At 42.7% G+C, this 13138-nt stretch carries 16 protein-coding genes and 1 other RNA gene; 14 read left to right on the top strand and 3 right to left on the bottom strand.

From position 1 onward, the window contains the following. Positions 1 to 315: 315 nt before the first annotated feature. Both A8F95_RS01565 and rpmG read left to right on the top strand, forming a co-directional pair. The gene (locus A8F95_RS01565; protein ID WP_065408936.1) at positions 316 to 1500 is read left to right on the top strand and encodes a GTP-binding protein; all 1185 of its coding nucleotides are present in this window, start codon (positions 316 to 318) and stop codon (positions 1498 to 1500) included. A gap of 21 nt (positions 1501 to 1521) precedes the next feature. Then, positions 1522 to 1671: a 50S ribosomal protein L33 gene (rpmG, locus tag A8F95_RS01570; RefSeq protein WP_065408937.1), complete on the top strand. Its 150-nt coding sequence runs from the start codon at positions 1522 to 1524 to the stop codon at positions 1669 to 1671. Between the two features lie 76 nt (positions 1672 to 1747). Here rpmG and ssrS read toward each other — a convergent pair. After that, positions 1748 to 1933: non-coding RNA, 6S RNA (gene ssrS / locus A8F95_RS01575), on the bottom strand. Positions 1934 to 2054: 121 nt separating this feature from the next. On the opposite strand from ssrS, the gene A8F95_RS01580 reads away from it, so the two are divergent. From A8F95_RS01580 to yajC, 9 genes are all read left to right on the top strand, one after another. Beyond that, a complete protein-coding gene (locus A8F95_RS01580) occupies positions 2055 to 2276 on the top strand; it encodes a hypothetical protein (RefSeq protein WP_065408938.1) in 222 nt (73 codons plus the stop codon). A 140-nt stretch (positions 2277 to 2416) separates the two neighbouring features. Further along, positions 2417 to 2692, top strand: coding sequence for a BofC N-terminal domain-containing protein (locus tag A8F95_RS01585; protein WP_065408939.1), 276 nt, complete (start codon positions 2417 to 2419; stop codon positions 2690 to 2692). A 116-nt stretch (positions 2693 to 2808) separates the two neighbouring features. Further along, positions 2809 to 3420, top strand: coding sequence for a Holliday junction branch migration protein RuvA (gene ruvA / locus A8F95_RS01590; RefSeq protein ID WP_065409425.1), 612 nt, complete (start codon positions 2809 to 2811; stop codon positions 3418 to 3420). Positions 3421 to 3443: 23 nt separating this feature from the next. Then, on the top strand, positions 3444 to 4457 hold the full coding sequence (ruvB, locus tag A8F95_RS01595; RefSeq protein WP_065408940.1) for a Holliday junction branch migration DNA helicase RuvB: 1014 nt from the start codon (positions 3444 to 3446) through the stop codon (positions 4455 to 4457). Beyond that, positions 4441 to 4647: a DUF2905 domain-containing protein gene (locus A8F95_RS01600; protein WP_077247163.1), complete on the top strand. Its 207-nt coding sequence runs from the start codon at positions 4441 to 4443 to the stop codon at positions 4645 to 4647. The genes ruvB and A8F95_RS01600 overlap by 17 nt, the downstream gene beginning before the upstream one ends. A gap of 19 nt (positions 4648 to 4666) precedes the next feature. Then, positions 4667 to 5695, top strand: a complete 1029-nt coding sequence (queA, locus tag A8F95_RS01605) for a tRNA preQ1(34) S-adenosylmethionine ribosyltransferase-isomerase QueA (RefSeq protein WP_065408941.1) — start codon at positions 4667 to 4669, stop codon at positions 5693 to 5695. 46 nt (positions 5696 to 5741) lie between these two features. Next, positions 5742 to 5879, top strand: coding sequence for a hypothetical protein (locus tag A8F95_RS22240; protein ID WP_176713591.1), 138 nt, complete (start codon positions 5742 to 5744; stop codon positions 5877 to 5879). An 85-nt stretch (positions 5880 to 5964) separates the two neighbouring features. After that, a complete protein-coding gene (gene tgt / locus A8F95_RS01610) occupies positions 5965 to 7104 on the top strand; it encodes a tRNA guanosine(34) transglycosylase Tgt (protein WP_065408942.1) in 1140 nt (379 codons plus the stop codon). A gap of 26 nt (positions 7105 to 7130) precedes the next feature. After that, complete coding sequence (yajC, locus tag A8F95_RS01615; protein ID WP_065408943.1) at positions 7131 to 7397, top strand: preprotein translocase subunit YajC; 267 nt, start codon at positions 7131 to 7133, stop codon at positions 7395 to 7397. 45 nt (positions 7398 to 7442) lie between these two features. Here yajC and A8F95_RS01620 read toward each other — a convergent pair whose 3' ends face one another. Further along, the gene (locus tag A8F95_RS01620; RefSeq protein ID WP_245671049.1) at positions 7443 to 7814 is read right to left on the bottom strand and encodes a TIGR04086 family membrane protein; all 372 of its coding nucleotides are present in this window, start codon (positions 7812 to 7814) and stop codon (positions 7443 to 7445) included. A 96-nt stretch (positions 7815 to 7910) separates the two neighbouring features. Here A8F95_RS01620 and A8F95_RS01625 point away from each other — a divergent pair, with 96 nt between their 5' ends. After that, positions 7911 to 8552, top strand: a complete 642-nt coding sequence (locus A8F95_RS01625; RefSeq protein WP_065408944.1) for a DUF421 domain-containing protein — start codon at positions 7911 to 7913, stop codon at positions 8550 to 8552. Positions 8553 to 8561: 9 nt separating this feature from the next. Here A8F95_RS01625 and spoVB read toward each other — a convergent pair whose 3' ends face one another. After that, complete coding sequence (spoVB, locus tag A8F95_RS01630) at positions 8562 to 10253, bottom strand: stage V sporulation protein B (RefSeq protein ID WP_077247164.1); 1692 nt, start codon at positions 10251 to 10253, stop codon at positions 8562 to 8564. Between the two features lie 115 nt (positions 10254 to 10368). Between spoVB and A8F95_RS01635 the strand changes: the two genes are divergently transcribed. Next, positions 10369 to 10689 (top strand): post-transcriptional regulator, encoded by a 321-nt coding sequence (locus A8F95_RS01635; RefSeq protein WP_065408945.1) that lies wholly within the window; start codon positions 10369 to 10371, stop codon positions 10687 to 10689. A gap of 131 nt (positions 10690 to 10820) precedes the next feature. Next, positions 10821 to 13085, top strand: a complete 2265-nt coding sequence (gene secDF, locus A8F95_RS01640) for a protein translocase subunit SecDF (protein WP_065408946.1) — start codon at positions 10821 to 10823, stop codon at positions 13083 to 13085. The last annotated feature ends 53 nt before the right edge of the window (positions 13086 to 13138 follow it).

The following is a 13138-nucleotide window of genomic DNA, read 5'->3' on the forward strand; positions in this document are numbered from 1 at the left end:
TCTTTGACAAGTATGAATTAGCGGCTTTTGTTATTTTTTAAATAAATTTAAAATAGGCGGATCGTTGATAAAGGATCGTCTATTTAGCCTATTTTTTCTTTTTGTTATAAAAAATAACTTGCAAATCAAAATCATTACGATTTATAATCTATAATAAATCGTAATGATTTTGATTTAGGAAATATGGATTAACCTTTACGCAAGTGAAGGGAATTGAATGTAAGCGGGAGGAGGAAGAAACGTAGGTAACAGAAAAAAGAATGATGTTTAAATCGTAAAAATAACGATTTGCACAGAAGGGAAGGAGAGAACAAGGTGAAAAAAAGAATTCCTGTAACAGTATTAAGCGGATATTTAGGTTCAGGGAAAACAACAGTGTTAAATCATATTTTAAAAAACCGGGAAGAGAGAAAAGTAGCTGTTATCGTGAATGACATGAGCGAGATTAATGTCGATGCTTCGCTCATTAAGCAAGGGGGATTTTCACGGACGGAGGAAAAGTTGGTGGAAATGCAAAATGGCTGTATTTGTTGTACCCTTCGTGAAGATTTAATAAAAGAAGTAGAAAAGCTTGCGTCAGCGGGTGATATTGATTATATCGTGATTGAATCAACAGGCATTAGCGAGCCAGTGCCCGTTGCTCAGACATTTACATATGTGGATGAGTCTTTAGGGATTGATTTATCTGCTTTTTGCCGGCTTGATACGATGGTAACCGTTGTAGACGCGAATCGTTTCTGGCACGATTTTGCTTCCGGTGAGAGCCTGTTTGACCGTAAGGAAGCAGCAGATGAAACAGATACGAGAGAAGTGGTCGATTTATTGATTGACCAAATTGAGTTTGCCAATGTCATTGTGCTAAATAAAATGGATCTCGTAGCTAAAAAGGAGATTCAGGAATTAAAAGCGGTTTTGCAAAAGTTAAATCCAGAAGCTCGTATAATCTTAACAGACCATGGCCGGCTTGCTTTAAATGAAGTGCTTCATACAAATTTATTTAATTTTGAGAAAGCAAGTCAAAGTGCCGGATGGCTAAAAGAGTTAAACAATGAACATATCCCAGAAACAGAAGAGTACGGTATTTCTTCTTTCGTTTACCGCAGACAGCTTCCGTTCCATCCAGAGCGCTTTACGAGCTGGCTGGAAAATTGGCCGATAGAAGTTATAAGAGCAAAAGGTTTTATTTGGCTTGCTTCTCGGAATGATACGGCCTGCATTGTGTCACAAGCTGGACCGTCCATTGTGTTTCAAGGTGCAGGAGAATGGCTTGCTGCTTATCCGGAAGCAGAGAGGGAGCAGGTATTACAAGAAGAGCCTGAGCTATTGGAAAGATGGCATGAGGAATATGGAGACCGGATGACAGAGCTTGTGTTAATCGGGATCAGCATGGATAAAGAAGCTATTGAACAATCGCTGGATAACTGCCTATTAACAGACACAGAACAGCAAGAAGAATGGTCTGCTTTAAAGGACCCGCTGCCGCCGTTTGTCACGGCTTAATTAAAAGAAGGAGGAGAAAAAATGAGAGTAGCTATTACACTAGCTTGTACAGAAACAGGAGATAGAAACTACATTACAACCAAAAACAAAGGGTCGAACCCAGAGAGATTAGAATTAAAGAAGTATTGTCCTCGTTTAAAAAGGCATACATTACATCGAGAAACAAAATAAACAGCGAGAAAGACCTTATAGAAGCTGTACGCAAAAAAGCCGATTTCCTTTTGGAAATCGGCTTTGGTTATGTAATGGAAAGGCCGCAGTTGCCGTACGTTTAATGAAGTTTTAAAACCACCACTCCATAAAGTGGGTGTTTGCAGAAACTTTCCTATCGTCCTTACCGCGATAAGGCATGACATTTCAGCTTCAATTTAAAACTCCCTATTTCAGCTTAAAGGTTAAAACTTTATTAAGGTTACGCACAACGCAGCTGATATTTATAATATACACGAGGTACATCAAAAATGCAACACCATTTTTATCCATTACGTACACGTTTAAATTAAAAATAGTCGGGAAAATAACAAACATATACTGAGGAAAGCGAGGAGAAGACAATGAGAGTAGTCAATGTTGAGCTTCAGTATGAAGAAGACAAGATGAAAGGCGATATTACTGAAACGTTAAAAGGCTTATTAAACAAAGAAGGTATTGAAGTGATCTCTGTTGATCGAAATAAAAATACCGAACCGGAAAGCCCTTATCAAAGAGTCAAAAATAAGGAAGTAGCGTCTGATGTCAGTTCTGCCGGTGCAGGCGGAATGGTGTCCCCTAATTAATTTGTAGAGGAAGCCTACTTTAATTTGTTAGCTGATCAAAAGTGATCGTTTGAACAGTCTGTGACCGTCTATTTGGACGGTCTTTTTTGTTTGCCCTCTTTCCTTTTTGGCGAAGATGAGAGTAAAAAGGAGAGAGCGAATTGAATTGGACGATAGCTATCGTTTTTATGACCTGCTTCATGACAAGCAGTGCATACATGTTGAAGGAGACAGAAGGACAGAAGCTGGCAATGACTGTTCAGGATGGTCCTCATCAGGTTCAGGTAACACTTCTGGAAACAGACGGAAATGGCCAGTTAAAGAAAATGGTCTACGATGAAGTGATCTGGGCTATGGAAGACTTTTGGGCGAAGTACAAAAACTACCAACTTGTTGATATGAGGAAGGAGGAGGTAATTTTCGAAAAAAGAAAATGAAGTGAAGGCATAAAAGATTTTTTATCAGAACAGATGTTTCTTTGATTTTTTTTTCGCAAGTAAATCATGGTATGATACAATGAGGAGTAATGTGTAGTGTAGGGGAGAGAATGAATTTGTATGAATATATTAAGGGCAGCGTAGCGTTCGTGGGGCCGGAGTACATTGTGATTGAAAATGGCGGCATTGGCTTTCAAATATTGACGCCCAATCCATTTGCTTTCTCAAAATACGAACAGCAAACTGTTACTGTGTATGTGCACCAACACGTGCGCGAAGATGTGTTGGCGCTATATGGATTTATGTCTATAGAAGAGAAACGCTTATTTGAAAAGCTGATTTCTGTTTCCGGTATTGGTCCGAAAGGGGCGCTTGCTGTGTTGGCAAGCGGAGAGCCTCACCAGGTCATATCGGCGATCGAAGAGGAAGACGAGAAGTTTTTAATCAAATTCCCGGGTGTCGGCAAGAAAACAGCCCGACAAATGATTCTCGATTTAAAAGGGAAGTTAGCAGATGTTGTACCAGAATTTTTCCCTAATTTATTTCAACCGGACGGCCTGGAGCCAACGAGAGCGGCTTCTGCTGATCTAGAAGAAGCACTGCTTGCATTAGAGGCGCTTGGCTATTCTGCTCGGGAAATTAAGCGGGTCAGCACGAAGCTGAAAGCAGAACAATTAACGACAGATCAATATATTCGTAAAGGCTTACAGCTGCTGCTGAACGGATAAATGAATGAGGGAGTGATCATTCGATGGAAGAACGCATCGTTTCCGGAACGGCTGAATCGGACGAGTTGTACGAAGAACAATCACTGCGTCCTCAGACGTTAAAGCAATATATTGGCCAGGAACAAGTGAAAAGCAATCTGGCTATTTTTATTGAAGCTGCCCGCCAGCGTCAAGAAACTCTTGATCACGTGCTATTGTATGGGCCTCCAGGGCTTGGTAAAACGACACTAGCTGCAGTCATTGCTAATGAAATGGGCGTACAGCTGCGGACGACTGCAGGACCAGCGATCGAACGACCAGGTGATCTGGCAGCGGTTCTGACCGCACTCGAACCAGGCGACGTTCTATTTATTGATGAAATTCATCGTCTGCCACGTTCCATTGAAGAGGTGTTGTATCCGGCGATGGAGGATTTTTGTCTCGATATTGTTATTGGTAAAGGACCGAGTGCTCGTTCTGTCCGTTTGGATCTGCCGCCGTTTACCTTAATTGGTGCAACGACGAGAGCAGGTTCTCTTTCTGCGCCGCTTCGTGATCGTTTCGGAGTTTTAAGCCGGCTGGAGTATTATAGTGAAGAGCAGCTTCGCGAAGTCGTGCTGCGGACAGCTGAAATTTTTCACACCGACATTGATCCTGCTGGTGCTGCTGAAATTGCCCGCCGTTCACGTGGAACACCGCGAATTGCCAATCGGCTGTTAAAGCGGGTACGTGACTATGCTCAAGTACGGGGAAATGGTGTGGTTACGTTTGAGTTGGCAGAAGAAGCACTCGAACTGCTTCAAGTTGATCGAATGGGACTTGACCACATTGATCATAAGTTACTAAAAGCCATTATTGAACGGTTTCGCGGGGGTCCGGTTGGTGTAGAAACGATTGCCGCCAGCATCGGCGAAGAAGCGGGCACGATCGAAGATGTCTATGAGCCGTACTTGCTGCAAATCGGCTTTTTGCAACGAACACCGAGAGGACGGATCGTCAGCGAGTCGGTTTATCATCATTTTCACATGGAGGTTCCGGTGGATGAGCGGAATCGGTAAGACATTGATGCTCCTTGGCGTGATTATTTTCGTCTTAGGGCTTGTGATGCAGTTTGTTAAAATTGGCCGTTTGCCTGGCGATTTGTTATTTAAAAAAGGAAACACAACAGTTTATTTTCCGATCATGACATCTATTATTGTCAGCGTTGTGCTGTCGCTCATTTTTTATGTGATTGGAAAATGGAAATAAAAAGATAGGGATGAAGAAAGTGAAAGTAGAGGAATTTGACTTTAATCTACCAGAAGAATTAATTGCCCAAACACCGCTTGCTGAGCGGACAGAGAGCCGGCTAATGGTACTCGATAAAGAAACCGGAGCTATCCAGCATGAGGTATTTAAAAATATTACTTCGTTTTTGAAACCGGGAGATTGCCTTGTATTGAACGATACGAAAGTAATGCCTGCGCGCCTGTATGGCGTAAAACCAGATACAGGAGCAAAGATTGAAGTTTTATTATTAAAGCAAGAGGATGGCGACCGGTGGGAGACGCTTGTAAAACCAGCCAAGCGGATTAAAGAAGGCAGCCAGATTCTATTTGGAGATGGCCAGCTTACGGCTGTCTGTGTAGGTGAAAAAGAGCACGGCGGTCGGATTTTAGAGTTCTCATATGAAGGAATTTTCTATGAAGTGCTCGACGAACTTGGAGAAATGCCGCTGCCGCCTTATATTAAAGAGCAGTTGGAAGAACGCGACCGTTATCAAACGGTTTTTGCCAAGGAACGCGGCTCAGCGGCTGCGCCAACAGCAGGGCTTCATTTCACCGAGGAGCTGCTGGAAGAGATCCGCGCAATGGGCGTACATACAGCTTTTTTGACATTGCATGTGGGTCTTGGCACTTTTCGGCCGGTGTCGGTTGATAAGATTGAAGAACATGAAATGCATGCGGAGTTTTATCATGTATCAGAAGGAACAGCGCGTCTTATTGAGCAAGTGAAAGCAGAAGGCGGCCGTATCATCAGTGTGGGAACAACCTCAACGCGTACGTTAGAAACGGTTGCTCGCGATCATGATGGTCACATTCAAGCGACGAGTGGCTGGACGGATATTTTCATTTATCCAGGCTTTGAGTTCAAAGCGATTGACGGTATGATTACGAACTTTCATTTACCAAAGTCTACATTAATTATGCTTGTGAGCGCACTTGCCGGAAAAGAGCACGTGTTGAATGCCTATAAAGAAGCAGTAGCAGAGAAATATCGCTTCTTTAGCTTTGGTGATGCGATGCTGATTAAATAAGAAGTTGTCTAGCTGCAGCGCCTAGCCGCTCGAGGTCATAAATCAAATGGACTGCATGACAGAAAGCGCCATTTCGTCCATTCGCTTTATGCTTGTCGCAGCTGACCAGGCGCTTCCGCTTTTATGCTATCTAGCTGCAGGTGCTGGCGCGCACGCTGATTTCGCTCTCTCCGTCGGAGTCTAAAAAACGACTCCACATCGGGAGCTTCAATCTGCTATCGCGCTGAACGAGCGCCTTCCGCTTTTATTGAGAAGGGAGTGGCATTGGTTTGCCAGCAATTAAATATGAATTAATCAAAACGTGTAAGCAAACTGGAGCACGTCTTGGACGTGTTCACACACCGCACGGAAGCTTTGAGACACCGGTCTTTATGCCAGTAGGAACGTTAGCGACTGTGAAGACGATGTCCCCAGAAGAGTTAAAAGAAATGGACGCTAACATCATTTTAAGCAATACGTACCACCTTTGGCTGCGCCCGGGACATGACATCATCAAGGAGGCAGGCGGGCTTCATAAATTTATGAATTGGGATCGGTCAATTTTAACGGATTCCGGCGGTTTTCAGGTATTTTCTTTAAGCGATTTTCGCAAAATTGAAGAAGAGGGTGTTCATTTCCGTAACCACTTAAATGGGGACAAGCTGTTCTTGTCACCAGAAAAGGCGATGGAAATCCAGAATGCGCTTGGGTCTGATATTATGATGGCTTTTGATGAGTGTCCGCCATATCCTGCAGAATATGACTACATGAAACGTTCAGTTGAGCGGACATCACGATGGGCAGAGAGATGCCTGCAGGCTCATGCGCGTCCTCAGGATCAGGGGCTATTCGGCATCGTGCAAGGCGGGGAGTATGAAGAATTACGCCGTCAAAGTGCCAACGACCTTGTTTCACTTGATTTTCCTGGATATGCGATCGGTGGTTTATCTGTTGGAGAGCCGAAGGATGTCATGAATCGCGTATTAGAGTTTACGACGCCACTTCTGCCAGCACAAAAACCACGTTATTTAATGGGTGTTGGGTCTCCAGACTCCCTAATTGACGGTGCGATCCGTGGAGTGGACATGTTCGACTGTGTGTTGCCAACGCGAATCGCTAGAAATGGTACGCTCATGACAAGCGAAGGAAGACTTGTTGTGAAAAATGCTAAATATGCACGTGATTTTGGCCCGCTCGATCCGAATTGTGATTGTTATACATGCCGAAATTATTCCCGTGCTTACATTCGTCATCTAATTCGATGCAATGAAACATTTGGAATCAGGCTTACAACTTACCATAACTTATATTTTCTGATAAAATTAATGGAACAAGTAAGAGAGGCGATTAAAGAAGACCGTTTGGGAGACTTTAGGGACGAGTTCTTCGAAGCTTATGGCTTTAACCGTCCGGATGCGAAAAACTTCTAATATCGTTCTCAGAAAGGGGTGAAATTATGCAGTCCATTATTATGCTTGTGTTGATGTTTGTTGTGTTTTATTTCTTGCTTATCCGTCCGCAGCAAAAGCGGCAAAAAGCAGTAGCGCAAATGCAAAGCAGTTTGCAAAAAGGCGATAGAGTCGTGACAATCGGTGGTTTACATGGGTTTGTCGATGCCATTGAAGAAAGCACAGTCGTGATTAAATGCGGGGATGGCAGCCGTCTTACATATGACCGTTCTGCTATTCGGGAAGTGTCTGAAAAAGCAGCCGTACCTCAATAAAAAAGTAAAAAAAGCAAATTCTCCTCAATAGGAGAATTTGCTTTTTTATTTTCCTGAAGACATATTCACACCGAGTACACCGCCCATCGTCGCCGTTATAATAAAGCAAAGATGGTAGACAAACTGTTCAAAATGAAAGACGGAATCATGGCCTAAGTACTGGTAAAGAAGCATAACGAGACTATATAAAAGACCGGTAGCTCCTCCTGAAAGCCAGCCTCTATTACCCGATAGCTTTCCTGAGATAAATCCTCCTATAAATAGAACAAGAAATGAAGCGATGGTAATGGAGAGCTGCAAAGATGCTTCAGTTAGTGAACTAAATCGCAAAACGAGAGAAAACACCAAGCTGCACAATGAGGCAAATACGAAAATTACGATCGTACCATACAAAATACCATAACTGAAAGGCTTCACATTAAAGTCCTCCTTACTTTCCATTGTTTGTATTTCATGATTTTTTTCATTTAAGCTCACAATAAATATAAATATGAGTAACAAAAGGAGAATTCCATGGTTTATTGGACAATTATCTTTCGGGTGGTATTTCTTTATATCGTTATTTTATTTGTATTCCGGCTAATGGGCCGAAGAGAAATTGGCGAATTGAGTATTCTCGATCTCGTGGTGTTCATTATGATTGGTGAAATGGCGGTCATTGCGATTGAACAACCGAAGGACCCATTAATGCATACACTTGTACCTATTTCTCTTCTTGCTGTGATTCAAGTCAGCCTTGCCTATGTCTCTTTAAAAAGTGTCAAGTTCAGAGAGTTTATAGATGGTAAACCGGAAATTGTGATTAAGCATGGGAAAATTGATGAAAAGGCGATGAAAAGGCACCGCTACAATTATCATGATTTGCTTCTTCAACTGCGTGATAAAGATATTCGCCATATTGATGACATAGAATACGCAATATTGGAAACGTCTGGAACGCTATCGATCCTTAAGAAACAGAACAAAGGGAAAGAAGGCACATTCACGCTGCCGCTTATACTTGACGGCGAAATTCATGATGAACATTTACAAATGATGAATAAAACAGAGCAATGGCTAATGAAAGAGCTGCGCAAAAGAGGATATAAAGACACGAAAGATATTTCCTTTTGTTCCTTTCATGACGGCCAGTTTTTTATTGATAAAAAAGACTAAGAGACCGGTTTATTTTTTTATAAAAGGCAGCCGGGATATATCCTGCTTAGTCACGAGGCCAAATAGGACAGACAGAATAAAATAGCAAAAGGTCGTTACGGCTGCCCCAACGGTTAGATAAGTAAAAGAGCTAAGCTCATCCAACCACAGGCTATTGACAGAACGGGCAATAATAAAAGAAGCGGCAAGGACGAGAGAAAATTTAATATATTGATGAGCGTTTACCGAAATAGAAATTTTCTTAAAAACAGTTGCTAAATGAAGTAGGGTAACGAGCAGGATGCTTGCGGCCATACCAAGTGCGGCTCCGTAAATCCCAAACTGTGGCTGCGAAGCAAAAATGAAAATAACTGCTAACTTGACAAAAGCACCGATCAGGCTGTTAATCATAGCAGCATTCGCTAAATTTAAAGCTTGNAGGGTAACGAGCAGGATGCTTGCGGCCATACCAAGTGCGGCTCCGTAAATCCCAAACTGTGGCTGCGAAGCAAAAATGAAAATAACTGCTAACTTGACAAAAGCACCGATCAGGCTGTTAATCATAGCAGCATTCGCTAAATTTAAAGCTTGTAAAACAGCCTGAAGGGGCCCCTGATAATAATAAAATAAGAAAAAGGGAGCCATTAACTCGATAAAACGAGCACCATTTGGTGAATGGTACATAAATTGCATCAGCGGTTCTGCGTATAAAAACAAAAGCAGAACCGAAATGCCGCCTGTTACAAGACAAAAACGCAAGGCCTCCTGTACCCGATGCTCAAGCAGCTGATACTGTTTTTTAGCGTAAGCCTCACTGACAGCCGGGACGAGAGAAGTGGATAACGCCAATGTAACGAATGAAGGTAAAAACATAACAGGAAGTGCGTAGCCGGTCAGTACGCCGTATTGCTTTGTGGCGGCAATGGCCGTTACACCAGCAATGGCGAGACTATGAGTGACAACGATCGGTTCAAAAAACCAGGAAAGCGAGCCGATCATTCGGCTGCCTGTTGTAGGAATGGCGACTTCAAACAATTCTTTTGCTGTTTCCTTTCCGGTACGGACAGCTCGGAAAAAGCGCCGGCGCAGCAGGAAGGTTTTATTAAACCGAAACATTAATAACAAATACAGCAAGGAAATCAACTCTCCGCAAGCGGCGGCGGCCATTGCTCCGGCAGCAGCAAATTCAATTCCATACGGCAGCATCTTTTTTGTGAATAAGGCAATCAGGCCAATTCTGACAATCTGCTCGATTACTTGGGAATAAGCAGCTGGCTTCATATTTTGCCTTCCTTGAAAGTAGCCGCGCAGTACAGAGGAAACGGCGATAATCGGAATAGCTGGTGTAACGGCAATCAAAGGGTAATAGGTGCGCGGGTCAGTGAACAACACGTTTGATAGATAAGGAGCGAGCAGCAAAAGTGCCGGCGTGAATAGCAATGACAATGATAGAGTAATGGATAAAGAGACAGCTAAAATCCGTTTCATTTTTGCTACATCGCCTCGTGCTTCAGCCGCGGCGATGCTTCTAGAGATAGCTACAGGGAGCCCCATCTGTGTAAGTGTCACAACAAGAATAAATGACGGAAAGACCATCATATACAAGCCGACACCTTCTTCGCCAATCAGACGGGCAATTACAATACGGTTAACGAAGCCGAGTATCTTTGTAATGAACATAGCGGCCATTAAAACGAGTGTCCCTTTTAAAAACTTTGACATCTGTCTCCCTGCCTTCTCAAAATAGATGAATTGCTTTACAATGATATATATGCCATCTAGTCGGGCAAGCATGACAAGTTCATTGATTCTTCTAAATAAAAAGGGGATGGAAAGAATGGCGGAAATACACCCATATGACAAGTATTTTCAATACCTGCTGCCGGTACTAAAGAGCAAGGTGGAAGAGTTTCGGCTGTTAAATTACGGGACCATTGATATTCCTTCTTTATGGAAGTACTTAACAGTGAAAAAGTGGCGAAAGCCGGCAGAAGACGTGCACGTATACGAACTGGTTGCTGATATTCTATCCATCATGCCGGGAGACTATATGAATTATGCAACGATCGAAGCATATCGTTCGCCGAACTGGTTTGAAGAAGTGAACGAAGAAGAGTTGCGGGAATTGCTCGGAACGAAAAAAATTGAGCAAAATTGACAGTCGTTATATTCTGCTTCATAATAGTTTTGTTAAGGAATTCTGGTATCCTTCTACCAGAATTTTTTTAATCAATCAGCTATCATTTTTTTGTTTTTAGAGATGAATTGAATTAAGGAGGAAGTTGTGCAATGGTAAAACGCAGCCGGATCGTAGCCTTTTTTCTTATTGTACTGTTGCTTGCAAGTGCAATCGGGCTTACGACGAAGGATATTGTCAACAATATAAAACTCGGTCTTGACCTTCAAGGCGGATTTGAAGTGCTCTATGAAGTAAAGCCGGCGAAACCAGGCCAAAAGATTACGCAGGAAGTCGTGAAAAACACAGCAGATGCACTTGATAAACGGGTGAATGCTCTCGGTGTAAGTGAACCGAGTATTCAAATTGAAGAAGGTAACCGTATTCGTGTTCAGCTTGCTGGTGTAGAAGATCAAACGGAAGCACGAAAAATGCTTTCCACGCAAGCAAATTTATCTTTCCGCGATGCGAACGATAAGCTCATGATGGACGGAAGTGACCTTGCAGAAGGCGGCGCTAAGCAGTCATTTACGCAGCAAGGAGCGCCTAACGTTGCACTAAAGCTGAAAAGCAGCAAGAAATTTAAAGAAGTGACAGAGCATGTTCTGAACATGGCGCCGAACAACCAGCTCGTCATTTGGCTCGATTTTGAAGAAGGAAAAGATTCTTTCCAAAAAGAAATTCAACAGAAATCTCCTAAGTTCTTATCCGCTCCAAATGTTAGTCAAGTATTTAATACGGATGAAGTGACAATCGAAGGGAATTTTACAGTTGAGGAAGCGCAGAACCTTGCGTCTTTATTAAATGCAGGGGCATTGCCAGTGAAATTGAATGAAGTGTATTCGACTTCTGTCGGAGCGCAATTTGGGGAAAAAGCACTGAATGACATGATCCTCGCTGGAATTGTTGGGATCGCCCTTATCTTCTTGTTCATGATTTTTTATTACCGTCTGCCAGGATTTATTGCCGCCATTACTCTTTCAGTCTACGTTTATTTAATTTTATTAGTTTTTGACTGGATGAATGTTGTCTTAACACTGCCGGGCATTGCTGCTTTAATTCTTGGGGTTGGGATGGCAGTTGATGCTAATATTATTACGTATGAACGGATTAGGGAAGAAATCAAAGTAGGCCGCTCGATCAGGGCCGCTTTTAAAGAAGGAAATAAAAGTTCCTTCCTAACGATTCTTGATGCCAACTTAACGACTATTTTAGCAGGGGCCGTTCTATTCTATTTCGGAACAAGCTCCGTTAAAGGGTTTGCGACAACACTCATTGTCAGTATTCTTGTGAGCTTTATTACGGCTATTTGGGGTTCCCGCCTGCTGCTCAGTTTGTTTGTCCAAAGCAACTGGTTAAAGGACAAGCCAGGCTGGTTTGGTGTTCACCAAAAAGATATTAAAAACATTAACGAGAACTATGATACGATCGATTTACCGACCCGCTTTGACAAGCTTGACTTTGTTAAGCATCATAATAAATTTTTCGCTTTTTCAGCCATTACCATTATTGCGGGCATGATTGTCCTGGCTCTATTCCGTTTAAACCTAGGAATTGACTTTTCAAGCGGAACACGGATGGAAATTATGTCTAGCAAGCCGTTGACTGAAGAGGTTGTGAAGAATGAATTAAAAGAAGTCGGGCTTTCTACTGACGATATCGTTCTTTCGGGAGAAAAGAAAAACGTGGGGGTTGCCCGTTTTAAAGAGTCCTTTTCTCAAGATAAAGTAGCCGAGGTAAAAGCACACTTCGCTAAAAAGTATGGCAGTGAGCCGAATATTAGTACGGTTTCGCCAGTCATTGGAAAAGAGCTTGCAAAAAATGCGGTCATTGCTCTTGTTATCGCGTCTGTAGGGATCATTTTGTACGTAACGATCCGTTTTGAAATTTATATGGCACTCGGAGCCATTGTTTCCTTGCTATATGACGCCTTTTTCATCGTAGCGATTTTCAGTCTGACACGTCTTGAAGTGGACATTACCTTTATCGCTGCTGTTCTGACGATCATCGGTTATTCCATTAATGACACGATTGTTACCTTTGACCGGATGCGTGAAAACATGGCGAAGAGACGCAAAATTAAAACAGCGAAGGAACTTGAAGACATTGTCAATGTCAGCTTGCGTCAAACGTTTACGCGCTCCGTTAATACTGTCTTGACGGTTGTTATCGCTGTCGTTGCCTTGCTTCTATTCGGAAGTGAATCAATCCGTAACTTCTCGATTGCCCTTCTCATCGGTTTGCTTTCAGGCGTGTATTCTTCCCTCTTTATTGCCGCCCAGCTATGGTTGATCTGGAAGAAAAAAGAGTTGAAGAAAAAAGGATCCATCGTCACCTACAAAGAGAAAAAACAATGGAGCGACGAACCACAAGTGTAAAGAAAAGCGGAAGGCGCTCGATCAGCGCGATAGTGGATTGGAGCTCTCGACGA

It is taken from the genome of Pseudobacillus wudalianchiensis (assembly GCF_001685015.1).
In the GTDB taxonomy this organism is placed as follows: domain Bacteria; phylum Bacillota; class Bacilli; order Bacillales; family Domibacillaceae; genus Pseudobacillus; species Pseudobacillus wudalianchiensis.